The sequence below is a fragment of the Labilithrix luteola genome (assembly GCF_001263205.1).
GTDB lineage: Bacteria > Myxococcota_A > Polyangia > Polyangiales > Polyangiaceae > Labilithrix > Labilithrix luteola.
This window is the reverse complement of the sequence record NZ_CP012333.1, coordinates 6831157-6849372: the sequence shown is the minus strand read 5'-3', so window position 1 is coordinate 6849372 and position 18216 is coordinate 6831157. Positions and strand designations below refer to the sequence as shown.

General features: G+C 65.0%; 15 protein-coding genes. 3 read left to right on the top strand and 12 right to left on the bottom strand.

The genetic code is table 11. The features are described from left to right. Positions 1–114 precede the first annotated feature (114 nt). Both AKJ09_RS29715 and AKJ09_RS29710 read left to right on the top strand, forming a co-directional pair. Positions 115–786 carry a response regulator transcription factor gene (locus tag AKJ09_RS29715; protein WP_146651239.1) on the top strand — a complete coding sequence of 224 codons (672 nt, stop codon included), beginning with the start codon at positions 115–117 and terminating at the stop codon, positions 784–786. 17 nt (positions 787–803) lie between these two features. After that, positions 804–2198, top strand: a complete 1395-nt coding sequence (locus tag AKJ09_RS29710; RefSeq protein WP_146651238.1) for a sensor histidine kinase — start codon at positions 804–806, stop codon at positions 2196–2198. Positions 2199–2283: 85 nt separating this feature from the next. On the opposite strand, the gene AKJ09_RS29705 is transcribed toward AKJ09_RS29710, so the two are convergent. The 4 genes from AKJ09_RS29705 to AKJ09_RS29690 form a co-directional block, all read right to left on the bottom strand. After that, positions 2284–4044 carry a phospholipase D-like domain-containing protein gene (locus AKJ09_RS29705; protein ID WP_169927978.1) on the bottom strand — a complete coding sequence of 587 codons (1761 nt, stop codon included), beginning with the start codon at positions 4042–4044 and terminating at the stop codon, positions 2284–2286. 105 nt (positions 4045–4149) lie between these two features. Beyond that, the gene (locus AKJ09_RS29700; protein ID WP_169927977.1) at positions 4150–4968 is read right to left on the bottom strand and encodes a phosphopantetheine-binding protein; all 819 of its coding nucleotides are present in this window, start codon (positions 4966–4968) and stop codon (positions 4150–4152) included. Beyond that, positions 4958–7315 (bottom strand): HAD-IIIC family phosphatase, encoded by a 2358-nt coding sequence (locus tag AKJ09_RS55650; RefSeq protein WP_169927976.1) that lies wholly within the window; start codon positions 7313–7315, stop codon positions 4958–4960. The genes AKJ09_RS29700 and AKJ09_RS55650 overlap by 11 nt, the downstream gene beginning before the upstream one ends. Before the next feature lie 145 nt (positions 7316–7460). After that, positions 7461–8093: a DUF6438 domain-containing protein gene (locus AKJ09_RS29690; RefSeq protein WP_146651235.1), complete on the bottom strand. Its 633-nt coding sequence runs from the start codon at positions 8091–8093 to the stop codon at positions 7461–7463. Between the two features lie 177 nt (positions 8094–8270). Here AKJ09_RS29690 and AKJ09_RS29685 point away from each other — a divergent pair, with 177 nt between their 5' ends. Then, entirely contained in the window at positions 8271–8882 is a 612-nt protein-coding gene (locus tag AKJ09_RS29685; RefSeq protein ID WP_146651234.1) for an alpha-ketoglutarate-dependent dioxygenase AlkB, read from the top strand. 4 nt (positions 8883–8886) lie between these two features. Here the strand turns inward: AKJ09_RS29685 and AKJ09_RS29680 are convergent, their stop codons facing one another. From AKJ09_RS29680 to AKJ09_RS29645, 8 genes are all read right to left on the bottom strand, one after another. Then, positions 8887–10686, bottom strand: a complete 1800-nt coding sequence (locus tag AKJ09_RS29680) for an IgGFc-binding protein (protein ID WP_146651233.1) — start codon at positions 10684–10686, stop codon at positions 8887–8889. After that, entirely contained in the window at positions 10683–11945 is a 1263-nt protein-coding gene (locus AKJ09_RS29675; RefSeq protein WP_169927975.1) for an RCC1 domain-containing protein, read from the bottom strand. The genes AKJ09_RS29680 and AKJ09_RS29675 overlap by 4 nt, the downstream gene beginning before the upstream one ends. Before the next feature lie 79 nt (positions 11946–12024). Further along, positions 12025–13263 (bottom strand): hypothetical protein, encoded by a 1239-nt coding sequence (locus AKJ09_RS29670; RefSeq protein ID WP_146651231.1) that lies wholly within the window; start codon positions 13261–13263, stop codon positions 12025–12027. Continuing rightward, the gene (locus AKJ09_RS29665) at positions 13260–14477 is read right to left on the bottom strand and encodes a WD40/YVTN/BNR-like repeat-containing protein (RefSeq protein ID WP_146651230.1); all 1218 of its coding nucleotides are present in this window, start codon (positions 14475–14477) and stop codon (positions 13260–13262) included. The genes AKJ09_RS29670 and AKJ09_RS29665 overlap by 4 nt, the downstream gene beginning before the upstream one ends. Beyond that, positions 14474–15691 (bottom strand): hypothetical protein, encoded by a 1218-nt coding sequence (locus tag AKJ09_RS29660; RefSeq protein ID WP_146651229.1) that lies wholly within the window; start codon positions 15689–15691, stop codon positions 14474–14476. Before AKJ09_RS29660 ends, AKJ09_RS29665 begins: the two co-directional genes overlap by 4 nt. A 39-nt stretch (positions 15692–15730) precedes the next feature. Next, on the bottom strand, positions 15731–16432 hold the full coding sequence (locus AKJ09_RS29655; protein WP_146651228.1) for a hypothetical protein: 702 nt from the start codon (positions 16430–16432) through the stop codon (positions 15731–15733). Then, on the bottom strand, positions 16429–17070 hold the full coding sequence (locus tag AKJ09_RS29650; protein WP_146651227.1) for an RNA polymerase sigma factor: 642 nt from the start codon (positions 17068–17070) through the stop codon (positions 16429–16431). The genes AKJ09_RS29655 and AKJ09_RS29650 overlap by 4 nt, the downstream gene beginning before the upstream one ends. Before the next feature lie 30 nt (positions 17071–17100). Next, positions 17101–18195, bottom strand: a complete 1095-nt coding sequence (locus AKJ09_RS29645) for a hypothetical protein (RefSeq protein ID WP_146651226.1) — start codon at positions 18193–18195, stop codon at positions 17101–17103. Positions 18196–18216: the final 21 nt, after the last annotated feature.

Sequence of the window (18216 nt, the reverse complement as noted above, 5' to 3'; positions counted from 1 at the left end):
GCTCGTCATTGGGCGTAGCCTAGGCTGGCAGGCCGAGAGGTCCGCAGGATTACGCTGAGATTAAATGTCCGTAACCGAGACCTTCCGGAGAGGTCGGGTGCTAGCCTTTGCGACGTGAAAGTGCTGGTCGTCGAGGACGACGCGAAACTGTCGCGCTTCCTCGTCCGCGTTCTGGTCGAAGAAGGGTTCGCCGCAGACTCCTGCGAAACGGGAGCGGATGCGTTCGCGCAGGCGAGCGCAGGCATCTACGACCTCATCATTCTCGACTGGATGCTGCCGGACGTAGACGGCCTTTCGGTCTGCCGCCGCTTGAGGCAAGGCGGCCTCTCGACCCCCATCCTCATGCTCACCGCCCGCGGTGAAGTCCGCGAACGCGTGCTCGGGCTCGAGACCGGCGCCGACGACTACCTCGTGAAGCCGTTCGAGGTGGAAGAGCTCGTCGCGCGGATGCGGTCGCTCGTTCGCCGCGCCACGGGCTTCGCGAAGCTCTCGGTCGGTCCACTCGAGGTCGACCGCCTCGGCCGTGAAGTACGGCTTCGCGGCCAAACGCTCGACCTGACTACCCGCGAGTACGCGCTCCTCGTCGACCTCGTCCATCACGCGGAAAAGGTGGTGACGCGCGCCGAGCTTCTCGCGCGCGTTTGGGGAACAACGTTTGATCCGGGCTCCAACCTGGTCGAGGTCCACGTGAGCCGCCTGCGCGACAAGCTCGGCGACTCGGCTTCGATGATCGAAACGGTCCGTGGCGCGGGGTATCGCCTCACCAGCACGCCGGTGACGCGCTAGTGTAATTCGCTGCCAGGATGAAGTTCCGCACGCGCCTCGTGCTCACGATCTCGATGGCGACGGCCGTGACCGTCACCGCGGCGTTCAGCGCGGCATCGTACGTGGTCGAGCGTTCGGAAGAACGACAGCTCGACGAGGCGCTTCGCGCGGAAGCCAGGCAGGAGGCGGCGGAGGTTGCGGCGTCCGGCAAACACGCCCTGCACATCAGCGATCGCGGCGGCCCCGAGGCCGACGACATCGGGAGGCTCACCAAGTACGCCGTCATTTACCGCGAAGACGGGCAGATGCTCGATCACACGCCGACCTTCACGCACGGCGTTCCTCGTCTCGAGACGGTCCGTCACCCGCGGGCGACGGCCTTCGACTTCCGCTACGGTAGCGAAGCGCTGCGGGGCATGTTCGTCGGCATTCCCGGGCACCCGGAGGTCACCCTCCTCCTCGCGGCGCCACTCTCCGACCTGGAACGCGACACGAGCTTCTTGCGGGAAGTCATGCTCGTGGCGGCCCTCATTTCGATCGGGCTCACCGTTCTCGTCGTTTGGCGCGTCGTCCGACAGCTGACGCGTGGCCACGAAGCGATCGCCACTGCGGCTCGCCAGGTGGCTGCCGGCGATCTCGGCGCGCGCGTGGCGCTGCGCACTGGAGACGACGAGGTCGTTCAGCTCGCACACGACGTCGACGAGATGGTCCGGCGCCTCGCGATCCTGGTCGAGGGCCAGCAACGCTTCGTTGCCCACGCCGCTCACGAGCTCCGCTCGCCTCTCGCCACGCTTTACGGCGAGTTGCAGCTCGCGCTCCGCAAATCGCGCAGCGCGGATGAGTATCGACAGGCGATCGAAGAGGCCCTCGACTCGGCGCGCCGGCTCAAGGCACTCGCGGAGGACCTGCTGGCGCTCGCCAGGCTCGGCGCCGACCGCGAGCCCTCGCAGACCCCGGTATCGCTCGAAGCCGTCGCTCGCCACGCCGCGGCGTGGGTGGAGCGCGAAACGTCACGACGCCAAGTGAACGTCGACGTCGATACCGACGGATCGAGCGTGCTCGGTCATGCGATGGATCTCGAGCGCATGCTCAAGAACCTCCTCGACAACGCCGTTCGGCACAGTCCCGAAGGCGGGAGCGTTCGGGTCATCGCCAAGAGCGAAGGCGACACGGTCCACCTCACCGTGAGCGACGATGGCCCCGGCATCCCCGAGGAAGATCGCGCGCGCGTCTTCGAACCGTTCTTCCGTGCCGATGCCGAACGCAGGCGCGACGACGGCTCGGGGCTCGGCCTCGCCATCGTTCGTGAGATCGCGCGCGTCCACGGTGGCGACGTCACGCTGGAATCCGGCCCCGGCGGCAAGGGCGCCCTCTTCCGCGCGCGTCTTCCGGCGGCCCCTTCGCAGGTGACCGCGTCGACCGCCGGCGTTTAGTTCTTGGAGCGCGCGACGAACGCGTAGGCTTCTCTCGCGAGCGAAGCGCACGCGCATCGAACGCGTGCGCTTGCTCGTGCGACGTTCATCGCACCCAGAAATCGATCTCGCGCTTCGACGCACCTTTGAGGTGGCGATCCTGCCAGGTGTCGGCCTCCGCAAGCGGCACGGTCGGCAGCTTGTTGCGACGCTGCTTGTCGTAGACGACGTTCAGCCAACGATAGTGCTGGTAGACCGAGAGAATGTGCGCCGCGTACTGCATGGCGAGCTTGGGGTTGTCACGAACGATGACGAAGTTCTCGTCGTTCTTCTGACTCGCCGAGCTCGAGAAGTTGTGGCTGCCCGTGATGACCACGGGCTTCGTGAACGGATCGACGACGATCACCTTCGAGTGGACGATGGCGAATCCGACCTTGTTCTTCCCCGAGAGGAAGTCCTTGCGGGTCACCGTGGCGGCCCAGCTCGCAAACGGGGTTTTGATGCCTTCGGGCTGGACGATGTCGAGCATCATCGGTGGCCGCTTCTGGCCGTCGCCCACGGTGACGACCTCCACCGTGTCTTCGTCGTCGGCGGCGCCGTTCTTCTTCGGAGGAAGGGTGCTCACCACGCCTTTGACGTAGAGGTCTTTTCGACCGACGAGCTTCTCGATGGTCCCGAACGGGCCCGAACCTCCCGGCTGGAACATGAGGAAGAGGACGGCGTCCTTGGCCTTCCCGAGGACGTCTTCGATCGCGTCGAGATCGACTTTGCCGCGCGTACGGGTGAACCAGATGCGCATGTCGCTCTTGCCGACCTTGATCGACTTCGCGACGCTGTTCTCCTCGACCAGATCGGCGGGGAAGTCGCTCTTCGCGTCTTTCAGGCGGTCCCACTGATCGAGATAGGTCTGCGCGAAGTCGCTATTCTCGACGTAGAAGCCGTTGTTGATCTGTGTACAGAGCCCGGTCTTCGTCCAGTTCGTGCTGCCCGTCCACGCGGCGAGCGGTTTGCGCTTCGCATCCGTCACGACGAGGAACTTGTTGTGACCGAGGGCTCCCGGCGAAATCATGCGGTCGTGCACTTCGGCGCCGGCCTTCAGGAGCCGCGCACGCGCCTTCTTGTTCTGGTCCTTCTTGCGCAGCTCGGCAGCAGGAACGCCCTTCTGAGGTTGGATCGAGCCGTTCGCGAGCACGATGCGGCAGCGTGAACCGAGCTTCTCGAGGCCGGCGATGAGCTCCTCGTCGTCGAGCTCGTAGAGCGCCGCCCAGACGATGCGTTTCTCGCTCTTCGCGGCTTGGAGGAGCTCGAGCAGCTTCCGTCGAAGCTCGCCGGACAGGAACTTTCGTATCGGCAACTCGTGATCGTCGAGACTCTTCTTGAAGGCGCCGAGCGCGTCGTCCAGGGTTCCGAGACCCTCCTTCACGCGAAGGTCCTCGAGGTAGCGCGACATGAACTGCGAGATGACGAGACCGCGATTGAAGAGCAGGTTCGTCTTGTCGCCGGCCTCTTCGCTGAGCGTAAGCCACGGCGTCCAGTTCGAGCGCATATCGAGCGCCTGCGACAGTTTGCCTTGCGAGAAGAGCATGGGGACGACGCGGTAACGGACGACGTCCCCCTGGTTGACGGAGTGGTCCGTCCACGAGAATCGCTGGAAGGGCCACTCGGTCGACGGACGATGCTGATTCGGTCGCGGCTCGTCCTTCGGCAGACCCGCCCGATTCTCGAGAATATCGCGGCGAATCGAGCCGTCGTCGAGGCGGCGCTCGCGCTCGATCGCGTAGCCCCAGCAGCCTTTGATGCGATCGTCCGTGCGCCAAAAGATGACCGCATCGTCGACGTTCGAAATCGCGAAGACGTCCAATTTCATCGACCCCTCCCTCCGATGATCGACGAACGTACGCGTACTCGCGTGCGGTCTGCAACCCGCCGGAGGCGGCCCCGCCATTCGTCCAGTCGCGTTCAGGGCGCTGCTTCAGGGCGATACAAAGCCGCGACGGACCACGTCGACGAGCTCTTCGATGCTGGCGACGTCTCGCAAAGAGTCCTCGGGAAGTGAAATCCCGCAGGCCTCCTCGAGCGCCACGAGCAAGCGGAGGGCGCCGAGGGAGTCCCATCCGGGGATGTCCTTCGGACCTTGGTTTGGCTGCGCCGACGTCACCGCGAACGTGCGTTCGACGGTGGCCATCACCACCTCGGGCACGCGATCGGGCGAGATCGATGAACTCCCCTTCCCCGGAGCGTCGACAACGACGACGGACGCGGGAACACCTCGAACGAACGCGCCGGCGGGGACGGTCCCGGAGACGACGCTGCCTGCTCCGACGTGAGCGCCTTCCCCGATGCTCGCACCTTTGAGAATCGTCACGTGGTCGTCGATCACGGCACGGGCGCCGATCTTCACCGGTGAGGTTGCCGAGCTCGCATCGATGTCCGCCGCGGTGTGGAAATCCGTGTCCATCACCACGACGAACGCACCGACCTTGGCGTCTTCACCGACCACGATGCGCTCGTGCGCCGCGAAGGCCGCGCCGGGCCCGATCGACGACCGTGCCCCAATCACGATCGTACCGCCCGGACCGGTCACGAAGTGAGACTGCACCGGCTTGGAGACGATGATCGCGTCGTCACCGACCACGATCGTGCCGAGGTTCTCGATCCACGGCGCGCCTTCGAGCACGAGTCTCTGCTGCGCCTTCAAGACTCGCTTCGCTCGACCGAGGCGCACGCGCTCGACGGCGCCGATGGCGCCACGAACCCAAGCATGTGCGGATCCATCTGCTTCAAGCCACATGACGGCCCTCCTCCCCTGCACTCTCGAGCCCGGACACGTGGACGCATCGGGGCACCGTGTACTGCCCATCGGCCAACCAGCGGAACGTGTGGTCGCGCTCGTCGTACGCGAAGGGCGTGGTCTTCCAGAACGTGTGGCAAGGCACGTTCTTGGGGGTGGGGACCAACGTCGCCACTACCTCGCGCACGAGCCTCTGCCTGCCGAGGTTCAAGGCGGCCCAAACCATGGTCTCCTCGACGCGCCGCCCCATCACACGACAGCTCAAGACGAAATCCTCGACGAAGGCGCGCTCGCCGTCGAACGATAGACTGAGAAGCCCGGTCAGCCCTGCATTTCCGAATTTGTCGGAGACACTCACCGTCCACGACGCATGGTTGGGATCGGCTGCCCACGCCGCGAGCTCGGCTTCGCCGAGACGTCGCGTGCGAAGGTTCATCTGGTTCGTCTTGTTCAGGAGCTGCGTCGCCCGCGCAAGGCTCGTCGCATCGAGTGGTGCGAAGACCACGTGCATGTCGAGGCCCTCGAGCCACGCATCCAGCGAGCCCACGAGCTCTCTCTCTTCGGTCCGCTTGCGTTCGGTCGCGTATTGCTCCGTGCGCGCTCGGTCCTCCTCGCTCAGCGACGGTGCGTCGAAGCAGCGGAGGGAACGAAGCATAGCCACCGAGAGAAGCGGGTCCGCCGGCCAGTCCGGAACGAAGACCTCGGGGAGCGCTTCGCGAACGCGGGCCCGCTCGACGGGATTGTCGTCGATGAACACGACCGAATCGAGGCCGAGATTCAGCTCCCGCGTGATCTCCACGACGTTTGCGGCCTTGTCGCGCCAGTTGATCCGGTACGCGACGATATCGGACAGGCCGAGCACCATCTCCGGGTGTCGCTCGATGGCTTCGAGCGCCACCGCCTCCTCGTTCTTGCTGACGACGGCGAGGGCAATGCCGCGACGAGCGAGCGCCTTCAGCTCCCGCTGGAAGTCGGCGAATGCTTCTCCTACCGGATCGTGACCGCCGAGCCTCAACTGCTCGAATCCGACGTCGCCCACGACACCGCCCCAGAGCGTATCGTCGAGATCGACGACCACGAGCTTCTTGACCGCGCCGCGAACGCCGCGAACGGCCGCCTTCACGTCGAGCGCCGCCTGTTCCAGAACGTCCGACGAATAGGGTGCTTTTCCGAGATACCAGAGCTTCTGGAGCTTGCCCGTTCGCTCGACCGAATCGATCCATTTGGCCGTGTCGAGCACGATGGCGTTGGGCACTTCGGTCAGCGCCGCCACGAGCCGGAGGTTCATTCGCATCAGGGCATGCGAAGCACCGCCGGCCGCGAGGTCGCGCATACCGAATCCGCGATGCCCTGGCGGCATCACCCACGCGGGAACGAGCACGAGAGGAGCGGACTTCGCCGCATGCCGCACGTACTCCGCGAATCGGTCGACCTCGGCCTCGATGGTTTCGTACGGAACGTTCTCGCCGGCCAAGAGGGCGCGGAAAGGCACAAGCGACTCGGCGCGCGTCCACGCGAGAACGAAGTCGTGTCGAGAACGGTCTCCTTCGCCCATCGCGAGCAGCGTCTGCACGACTTGATCGAAGGGGGCGACCTCCGCCTCGATCGTCGACCCGAGCGCATCGATGCGACCAAGTTGGCCTGCGAGCTCTTGAATGCTGAAATCCGCGACGAGCAACCCCCGTGCAAGCGGTGCTACGGACCGAGCGGGCTCCACCGACGGGGCCTTCACCTCGACCCGACGGGCGACGTGCCCCGGACGCTGGCGAATCACACGTGCGGGAATTCCACCGGCGATCACCCCCGGCGGAAGATCTCCACTCACGACACTGCCAGCCATGACGACCGTGCCATCGCCGATGGTCGCGCCTTTCTTCACTGTGACGCGCGTCGCCAGCCACACGTCGTTGCCGATGACGACCGGCCGTGGCTCGTCGTCATAGCCGTCGTGGTCGGCAATCGTCACGAATTGGCCGAAGCGCGCGCGGTCACCGACCGTGATTCGCGTCTTTGCCGAAATCGTGACTCCATAATTGGCAATGACGTCGTCACCGACCTCGAGAAAGGCGCCGAGCGTCGTTCGCAAGCGCGTCGGGACGAACGACGAGGTCACGATGAAACCTCGGCCAATCGTGATTGTGCCGAGATTGTCGACGACGGGGCGCCCCACTGTGCGCGCGCACGGCCCGATGCGATCGCACGCGCGGAGACGGTGCGGCGCGAGGACGGCCGAGCAGCCGTAGCGAAAGCCTTTCCGCAACTTCTCGGAGAGCGGAAGGTTTGCGTCGCGACGGAGGCTGCGGAGGATTCTCCGACCGAACGTGGCGTGCGGCAGTCGAGTGCTCATGGGTGCCCCCTCCTTCCACGCGGCGTCGATGCGCGTGCGGCGCCATGAGGGTGCAAGCCGCGGACCGATGGGACTGGCCGACCGCGTCCACACGTGCGAAGTGGACGAACGCCGCTGCGTCAGAGCGTCGTCGGCACTGCCAGCGTCACTTCACCCAGGCATCGACGCCGGCGACCCGATCGATCTCTTTCTCGAGATCGCGCAGCGCGTCCGGGATGCATCGGTCGCCGTGGTAGTCGACGATCTTCCTCGTGTGGCCTTTGGCGGTGATATCCACCGTGACGGTCGGATTGTCGGTGGCGACGCGGTCACAAGGGTCCTTCCACGCCATCGTGAAATAGCCGGAGCTGTCGATCTTCGCGGCGAGGGCATCCACGGTGGCGCGATCGAGCTTCTTCGTCTTCTCGCCCTTCGCTCTCACGTGGTCCTTGCCCGCGAACGTGACCTTCCCGTCACCGTCGATGCGGAGCTCGTAGACCGGGCACGCTCCGTAGCAAGCCCGACGTTCGAGCTTCACGAGGAAGATCGACGGATCGGCAGGCTCGCTCGTATACACGCCACCCGCCTTCGCCTGTTCCGGGACCGATTCGGGGACCGCCGCAGAGGCGCTCGGAGCAGCCGACGGATTGGCCGGAGCGCTCGAAGAAACAACGCTCGCCGGCGTCGACGCTGCGGGCGCCGACGAGGTCGACTCCTTTCCACAACCGAACGTCAGAGCGCCGAAGAGCAACGCCACGCAAGTCGAACGAAGACCGATGCGATTCAAAGGGTGTTTCACGCGCCGAGTATATGGCTCGAGAACGACGGCGCCGTCAGCCGAGAACGACGTTTCGGTGTCGGTCGGCGCAAGATCTCGACGAACGCGCCCGAATGAGCGCAGCAATGAATGGATTCGACCGTCGTCTCGTCCAACTCGTCCGCGGCGAGCTTCCAACGCGAGTGCTAGGGTTCCGCGGTGGCCTCACGCGGACAGCAGCTGTGTTTGCTCGGACACGAAGAGCCGCAGTGTGACGAGCGCTTTTTGGCACTCGAGCGCACGAACCTCGAAGAAGGCGCGTGGGTCGACATCGCTCGAGGTTGGTTGAGCGGGCACGCCACACTCTTCGATCACTTCGCGCAGCGCGCGCCGTGGCGCACGGAAGAGCGTGTCATGTACGACAGCAAGGTCGAGGTTCCTCGTCTCGTGGCCACGCTCGGCCCGGAGGACGACGTTCCGCCGATCGTCGAAGCCATGCGGCGCGCCCTCGAACGGAAATACGAGACGTCGTTCTCGCGCACGAGCCTCGCATACTACCGAGACGGCCACGACAGCGTCGCCTGGCACGGTGACTACATCGCGCGGAAGATGGAGAGCGCGCTCGTCGCCACCGTGTCCCTCGGGTCACCACGCAACTTTCTGCTCCGCAAGACGGGCGGCGGTCCATCCATCGCCTTCCCGCTCGGCCACGGCGATCTCGTGGTCATGGGCGGCAGCTGCCAGCGTACCTACCAGCACGCGATTCCCAAGGTCGCCCGCGCCGCCGCCCGCATCGCGTTGATGTATCGGCCCGTGTGGAAAGAGCCCTGAACCATTAGTGGACGTTCAACGTGGCAGTAGTGACGAGCTTGCGTTGAGCCATGCCGCCTGGGTAGGCATAACTGGCTGTGCGGCCCCAGCCCCAGATGGTGGCGGTGAAAGGGCCGTTGCTCTTCATCCGGTGAAGGCCGCTCGTGCACGTTCCACCGGGGAACGTCTCGCCGGGTCCTCGGCCGCGACTCAAGTCGACGCGTCGGAATTCATACTGCCCCGACTTGCCCACTGGCCGCCAATCGGTCAATGCGCCGCCAGCGCACTCGAGAGTCACGTCTTCGAAGACACCACTCGAGCTCTTGCCTCGAACGACGACGAGTGACGTTTCGTCGTACGTCGGGTCTGCGAAGAACGAATATGAATCGAGATATTGTCCGGCTGGCACGAGATTCACGGCCTCGGGATCGCCGACGGCGTTGAATCCGTCACCGCCACCGCCCGTCATGTATACGGCGACGTAAATGGGATGGTTCGCGTCTTGACTGCGCACGACGAAGGGTGCGGCCGAGGAGAATGTCGCGACCTCCCCTGCCTTCATCGACGTGGGCGCTCCCACCGGCGGCGCAGGGTCATACGAGAGCTCCGTGCCATCGATGGCGGCGACGATGCGGTAGGGCGCAGACTCGCTATCGCCGGTGCGTCCTCGATAGCGAACGGCAACGTATTCCTGTCCCCACTGCGTGAACGCTGGAATCTGCTTTTGCTCGGTATCGCAAGCGGGAATGTTGGAAGGCACGTTCATGCAGCCGTGGCCGCCGAACGTGGCAACCGGCTTGTTCGCTTCAATGAGGCTTCCCGACAGCTCATCGTTCTGCCCGATTTGCAGGAACTCGCCTTTTCCGAGCGTATAGGTCGCAACACGACCACGGAGTGCGCCCGTGACGCCATCGGCCGGCAAAATGTCGGCGGTCGGGAGAATCGTTACTTGTGTATCGTCGTCGGACGCGACGATCTGAACGTTCGGAACGCCGCCCACGTTGGCGATGACCGCCGACCGCTGCCAGGGTTCGACGAGGACGTGCTGCTTGTCCCAGGATGCCGTGGGGAGCAGCAAGGTGGCCGTCGGAAAGAAGCTGGCGGCGCCACCGAACGGGTAGATCGTCGCCACGCTCGACGGAGCGCTCGTCGTGAGATGGAACGACGTACCGCGCCCCGTACGCGCAGGTGACAGCCAGCGCTTGGTGGCGGGCGTCACTCCCGCGGGACATGCCGTATAGCCCTCCGGACTGAACGTGTTGGGCGCATCGAGGAGGAAGACGATGACGGCTTCGTTCGGAGGAATCTCGCCGGGAGCCGATTCGAGCTCGGAAGTTCCTGGCTTGAACCGAAAGACGGCATTCGAGAGATCGAGCTTTTCGTTCCCGAGCGAGACGTCCACGGTGATGGGCGAGCTCCAGGAATTGACTACGTACGCGGCGTAGCAGCTGCCGGCCGCGTTCGTGGTGCCGGGAGGCTGCGTGTAAAACTCGCAACCGATCGAGCTCTGCGCGGCAGCCATTGCTTCGCACGGCGACACACACGACGCCCCACCGCACGCGAGATCCGGCGGACAGCTCTCCACGACCGATCCGTCGCAGGCACTCAGCACCGATCGAAAATCCAACGAGCACTGGCGCGCGCAGCTCGTGTCCACCTCGGGCGTGCTGGCGGCGTCGCCGAAGTCAGCGCCGACCTCCTCGGGGAAGTCGCCACGCGAGCCGCCGCCACACGAAGCGAGGGGCATGAGCAAGAGGGCGCCGATCGAGGTGGCGAGAGAGCCGCTCATTGCCAACACGCAGACCTTGTCGAAACGTGATTTCATTGGAACACGACCCGCTCGGGAGTGGTCTTGCGCCCAAGTCCCCAGCAATAAAGCTCACCGTTCTCGAGCACAGCGCAGACCTGGTTCGACGTCGGTCGAACCGTGGCGACGGGCCCGGGAAGATCGACCTTGACGGGAACCAGCTCGAGCGTCGTTCTCGTGCCATTGCCGATCATGCCGTTGCTGTTGTCTCCCCAGCAATACAGGTCGTGCTTGGCAGTGATCGCACACGCGAAACCATGAGGATTCACCTTGGACACCAGCGTCGGCGCCGTCGCGACGGAGACCACCGCCACGTCGAACGGGATGAGCGTCGGTGTTGCGAACAAGATCGTGTCGTAGCCGCCCCAGCAGTACACCTGTCCCCTTGCGACGGCGCATGCGTTCGCCGCCGAAGCGTCGAACGACGTGACGCCATCGATCGAAATGGGCATGGGGTAAGGATCGAGGTTCATCGACGAGACGCGCCCCAGCGACGACTGGGCCCCCCAACTCCAGATGACGCCTCTTTCGTCGCGTGCGAACGAAGTCGGTCCGACCATCACGTCGACGGCTGCATGTCCGTCGGACAAGATGGATATCGTCGGCGAGTAGTCGGCATATGGCGTGCCTCCAGCGTCGAGGAACTTCGGCCCCGATGCGACTGAATACCAGACGAAATATCCCCAACAGAGCAATTCGCCCGAGACGAGGGCTGCACACCCGCCGAGGTTGTCGAGGACGTCGGAAGTCACGCTGATGCCCATTGCGGGCGGAATGGGCAACGTCACCGGAGACGGCGCGACGTTCGTCGTGGCAGGAGGCCGCGGGCCATTGGCTTGGAGGAAATTCCCCTGCCCCCAGCACTTCACAACACCGTCGCCGAGAACCGCACACGTGCCTCGCACGGCGACGGCGCCTTCGACGCCGGGCACCTCGAGCGGAACGTCACTGCCTTGAATTCCCGAGTCGGCGCCCTGCCCGAGTTGATAGCTCGAATTGTCGCCCCAGCAGGCGACGCGGCCGGTATCCAGCAACGCACAATACGTGCCGCGAGCTGCCGACAGCGACACTGGGCACGGCGATTTGGTACATTTCACGGTGAGCGGCGAACCGGCATCCGCGAAGCCTCCGGAGTCCGCCACGTCGCTCGAAGCATCAGCCGCGTCGGGCGACTCCGGCCCATCGCTTGCTTCGACGTGGTTCGTCGCGCCGTCAGCGGTGCCCTCCGTGCTCTCCGTGCCGTTCGTGTCCGACGCACATCCGACGAACGAGGCCATGCCTCCCGCCGATGAGAGCGCGCAAAACATGAATGCGAGCGCACGATGACTCCGCCATTGCGCCGTCCGAATCCTCACGTCAGGGCTTCGTTCGATGCAGCGCATACTTGCCTCCAAAAGCCCAGATGTCCGAAGCGCTGGTTCCGCGGACCTTGAATGTTTCGATGAGGGGCACGCCGTTCAGCGCAATCGTGCTGATCGCGAACGCTCCTGCATCGCTGAACGCCGACGTATTGTGCACGACCATGCCGTATCCGCCGTTGTAGAGGTCCGTGTCCGACGGGCCCCAGAGGAACTCGCCCTGCGCTCCTTTTGCTGGGACGACGAGATGTTCGTTAGGTCCTGTCACTGGCACCTTGAAGCCGTGCAGGAAGGACGATTCGTAAGGCGCGCCAGCCGTCGTCGTGACGAGTGAGCCGGGGCTCGTCACGACGCCCGCGCGACCGACGCTGTACGAAACGTTTGCCGCCGATGGAATGGAGTTGGCTACACACAAATCCGTCGAGCATTCGACGTTGCAATCCGCGACTCTCGAATACACGCCTTGCGTCTTGTGCAGCACGGTCGCGCACCACAAGCCGCGCATCGCAAGGACCCACACGTCGTCGGGCCCGCTGCCAGTGACTTGCCTGATTGAGATGCCGCCGTTGTAGAGAGGTATCGGCTGGGTGTCCTCGTACTCGACGCCCCACACGTAGTCGCCTGCGCCTTCCGGCACGCGGTGATAGACCTTTGCATACGTCGTGAAATAGACGTCCATGCTGTTGGCGCCCCAGAGCGAGACCACCCCGTCTTCGTAGGTACCGGCACCGACGCGTTCGGTAGACCACGTCCAGGTGCCGTCGACGCGAACACCGTGCACGAGATTTCCGTAGTTGCCGCCCGCCCACACATCGTCGGCCGAGGCCGCCCATACGGACGACAGGATCGTGGAAGTTTGGTAAGCGATCCGCCAGGCCGTGCCGTCGTATTCGAGAATCCCGGTCCGTGCGTCCAGCGCGAATGCGGTCGGGCCGAGCGGCCACAAGTCGACGATCCGGGGGTTATCGATGCCTCGGCTGTAGCGCGTCTCGCACCAGTCGGCATCGCTGCAGCGAAGAGGCACCGCGCCATCGCTGACGGCATCGGGTGAGGCGCTATCGTCCGGCCCTGCGTCCGACGCAGGCCCCCCACCATCGGAGACGATGATTCCACTGTCGGCTTGCGACTCGGTGATCCCACCGTTCGACTCTTCGTTCGATGCACATGCAACGTAGACGAAGAGGCTGGCGAGACCGAGCGCCGGTACGCACAGGCTCCTTGCTCTCGTTGCTCTCATTGCGCACCTCCCACATTTCCCAGCGTGGTTCCGAGCGCGATCAGCGTGCCACCCCCAACGGCAAAAACGCGCCCATCGCCGACTCCCCAAACGCTCACGAAGTCGACGATTCGATCGCCGAGGCCCGACACGGGCACCCGCTTCCATGCCGCTCCGTCGTAGTGGAGAACCAATCCCCCCTCGCCGACCGCCCAGAGGTTCGACGCGGACGAACCCCACATCGCCGTGATGGTCTTTCCGGTGGGACTCGGAACGATGTCCCAGAGGAGGCCTTTTCCGGTGTAGTGGCGAATCGTGCCATTGCCCCCTACGGCCCAGACGTCATTCGGCGCGACTTCCCACACGCCGTTGAGAATGTCGTACGTCTGAGTATTAAACTCATCGATGAGGGGGACATCGGCATCGACATCCTGGATACGATACGAGACGCCGGCTCGGCCCACCGCCCAGACGGCATCTTTGGTCGCGCCGTGGACTGCGCTGATCTGGTAGCGCGGTCCATTGTACGGCGCACCCGGCTGGAGCGCGAAGTACGGCGTCGCGTTCATGCCATCCGACGCCTTGTCGACGCGATACAGATATTCGCTAATTACCCACGCGGAATTGGATTCGGGGTGTGCCCAGAGTCCGGTGGTGGTCGAGTTGTAGACTCCCCAGTAGGTCATCGATAGAGGAGCGAAACCGCTCGGCCCCGCATCGGCGGCCCCAGGGCCGACGTACATCGTGATGACCGTCCCCAGCGTCCATAGCTCGCCACCGGGCCGAAGAATGACGCTAGTCAGCGAATCCACCACGGTGCTCTGCGGATTCGGCGGAGAGAGCTGCGTGTGTGACCATCTTTGGCCGTCATGGTGCACGATGAGCCCCTGCGCGCCGACTGCCCAGACCGCCGCCTCGTCGCACGTTACGCCCGAGAGCGTCGACAGCGGATCGATGCCCGTTTGAACCACGCACATCGAGGTGGGCGAACAGGGCGCGGTGAACCATTCGCATTCCGCGCCGCATCCCGAATCCGTAGCGCCATCGAGAATGAGTCCCGGTTGCGTCGAGCCCCCGTCGGCTGCGCCGTCCGGAACGTCGCCCGGAGCGAGCCCACCCGCGTCGTTTTCACTCGCCGAAGCACTTTCGTTCGACGCACACGCAGCGCCGGCCGCAACGGCTCCGACCCCAGCGAAGAGCAAGAGAATCGGCAAGGTCACGCGCGGACCAGTCACTGCACGCCTCCCTGTTCCGGACACGGTTCGGTCGCGCAGTTCCCTCCGACGCAGGGCTGGCCGGCGATGCCGTTACAGAGGTTTCCGCAGCCACCACAGTTCTTCGGGTCAGAACGGATGTCGACCTCACACCCGTCGGTGAACATGTCGTTGTTGCAGTCGACGAAGCCGGGCTCGCAGATGATCGAGCACGCTCCGTTGTTGCAGGCCGGCGTGGAATGGACGCCGACGGATTGCGAATGGTCGACTCCGAGAGCCGCGAGGCAGGTACGCTGGCAGCCGCCGCAATTGTTCGGATCGTCCATGATGTCGATGCAGGCCCCCTCGCAATACATCGTGCCTTGAGGGCACATGCACCGCGGGATGGACATGTCGTAAAAGCAGTGCTGACCGTTCGTGCACTTGATGTCGCAACCACCGCAGTGGTCGTCGTTCAACGCGTAGAGGTTGATCTCGCAGCCGTTCGAGCCGGGTCCCGAGAAGAGGTCTCCGTCGCAATCCTCCCACTGCTCGACGGGGGGTTGCGGCGGGAGACACTTGAGCTGGCCGCACTTCGATTTACCGCATCCCTCGTAGGAATTCGGAGGAGCGGGCGCCGTGTCGTCACATGCGTTGCCGCAAGTGGCGCAGTTCAGGTCATCCTTCTTCGTGTCGACGCATTTGCCGTTACAATTGGTCGTCCCGGCAGGACATCCACACTGGAACGTAAACGGGGCCGTCCTCACACACGGCTCTCCGTCGGCACATTTATCACCGCACTTACTGCAATTGTCGGCATTACCGAGGAGGACTTCACAGCCATCGTCGGGGAGCCGATTGCAATTGGCGTACGGATAGACGCCGAAGAAGTCGGTTCCGCATGCGGTGATCTCGCACTTACTCTCTTTGCAGGCAAAGCGCGCTGCGCGGTATTCCCCAGGGCAGACGACCCCGCAGCCACCGCAATTCTGGATATCGTTCGCGGTGTCGATGTCACACGGATAGACGGATGACGGACACGTCGCACGGCCCGCCGGACACTGGTTCGAGGCACAGAGATGGGCCATTACCTGGGCGTCGGGCCCAGCCTCCGAGGAGGCATCGGGCTGCGTGAATTGCCCCGAAGGCGGCGGCGGCTCGGCAGGCGTGAAGGCGATGGTTTCGCTCGAGCACGCCACCGCCAGTGTGACGAGCGTCGTGGCGACTACGGCGCCGATGGAACGTCGGTCGATCATGCAAGAACCTCGGGAAAGCCAGGGCGGGAGAGAAATCGGCTACTCGCACGCGCGGAGCAGGCTCGTGACGCGCGTGCGGTAGGCCGAGGCCGGATGCGTTTCGAGAAACGCGCGACCGGACTTGCAGCCGCGTGGGTCATGCGCCCCCTGGAGCGCTTCGATCTCGAGGACCGTCGCCTCCTGATCGAGCACCCCGTTCGGAAACGCCTGACGATGCCGGCCCACGGCCGTGAGCGCGCCCGCCCACTCCGACGAGGCGACGAGCTTCCGAATCGCGGCGATGCTCCTCGTCTCGCGTGCGAGCGACTCGTCGGGAGACTCCGCGCGCGGACGCGGAGGCGGCGCGGTCACCGTCGGAAGCGAGTCGACGGAGAACACGGGCACCGGCGTCTCGACGGATGGCGAAGTAGTGTTCTCGCTCGCGAGGGGGGCCGGAGTCTCGCCAATCGCGGGAGCATTCACCACCACGTCGGGAGCCGGCGAGCGATGAACGAGCGACGACGCGAAGAGCACCGCAGTGCCGACCGCGAGAATTGCGAGGCCACCGCGGGCAGCGCCCGGCAACGCCGCGAAGGCCTGCGTGGCGCGAACGAACGTGAGCGCGCTCGTTCCACCGAGCGCAAAGCGGTGAAACAGCTTTCGACGACCGGCGAAGGCGTTCGGCACGGGCTCTTTGCGGCCCGCATCGAACAGGGCATCGAGTGCGCCGTCGTCGACGTCGAGATCGTCTTCGTGACTCACGGCGTTTCCTTTCGGAAGGGGCGCCGACGGGCGGCGGCGATCCACGAGGCGAGTTGGGCACGCGCGCGACGGAGTCGCGACGCGACGGTGCCGGAGGGGATATCGAGAATCACGGCGGCCTCTGCGAAGGTCGTGCTCTCGAGCTCGCAGAGGACGATGACGGCCCGCAGATCGTCGGGCAGCCTCTCGAGCAGCTCGTCGAGGAGCTTGCGACGTTGTCCCTCGTCGGCCATCGACTCGGGCGTGGGGTTGGGGTCGGGATGGGTTTCGAGCACGCCCTCGGCGGCCTGGACCGGCCATCGCGCACGCGCCCGTCGAGCGTTCGCGGCGAGATTGCGCGCCGTTTGGAAGAGAAACGTCTTCTCTGCCCCGGCGTTGACGTCGGCGATGCGCGCGGCGAAGACGGTGAAGACTTCTTGCGTGACGTCGTCGGCCTCGTCGGTCGAGAGACCGAACCGGCGCAAGATGCGCCAGACGAACTCGTAGTGCTGCCCGATGGATGCACGAAGCCGGGCCTTGTCGGCCGGAGCAACGTCCAGGGCCCGTGCGCGGGCCGTCCCGACGTCCTCGAGGGGATTACCCCCGGGGCCGTTCAGGCCTGGCCTAGCCACGACCACCGCGGAGGCGAGCGATTCCACCCCAAAGAATGTCGGCCGCCTCCGGCCTGATCACGGAAAGTCGAACGAGTGCCCCAAACCGGCCCCGACCTCGCCGATCAGCCTCGGAACCCGGTGTCCCGCCCCGCTCCCGTCGTTCGCGACGGTGTTGTACGACGTCGCCGCGTAAGCGGCCGTCCCATAGAGCTCCGCGAAAAATGACCGGCCGGTTGGAAACCACCGGACGCGGCCTCCGGCATTCAGCGTGAACCATGGGCGAAGCTGGTCGTCCGCGTTGACGACTTGGGTGCTGTACGAATGGTACACGCCGATCGTGGGCCCGACGCACGCCTGTAGCCACACGGTGCGGACGAGCTCACGCGCTCCGCATCCTTCGAGACGAGCGGTCCAGGTCTGAACGAAGACGTTCAGCTTGGTGGTGTCCGGCAGCTGCGCATGCGCGAAGGCCAACGAGAAGCGGCCGCCAAGCATGAGCTCGTGCACACGTTTCTCGATTTCGAAATAGCCGCGATAGCCGACGGCCGAGCGAGGCAGCGGTCCAAGCACGAGCTCACTGCCGAGTCCGAGCATCGCGATAGCCGGCGCAGGTCTTCGTTCAGGCGATGGGGCGCGACGCGCGCTGGGTACCACCTGCGTGCCGGTCTCGATCGAGGGCGTCGGCGGAGGTGCCGCCTCGCTCGATGTCGGGGGCGCCGGCGCGGGCTCCGTCACACGTTCTTCCTGGTGAACGACCGGTCCTTCGTCGATGGCGAGGACGGTGACCACGGCGAGCGCCGAGACGAGCGCCGAGCAATTCGGCGCCTGAACGGCACGGGTACTCGTCGACCCATCGCGCTCGACGATCGATAGCTCGCCGGCGAGTCGCGCTCCGTCGCGACGAATGTGCACGTCGAAGGTCCGGGCCGGCTCCTGTTCCGGAGCCACCACGAAATTCGGCCGCTGCGCACGCACGAGGGCGACGAAACGTTCGCGCCCAGGGCAGGTCGACGCAAGGCCGCGCTCGAGCTCGTAGGTGAGATGGACGGGCTCGATCGCCGGCGATTCAGGCGTGTCCGCGAACGCAAAAGACACGCGCAGCAGCCACGAAAATCCGAGCGCCGCCTCGAGCGAGCGTCGAATCAGGCCACGTCGGAACCGCCGCGTCACGCCAGGAGCTTATAGCCCCTG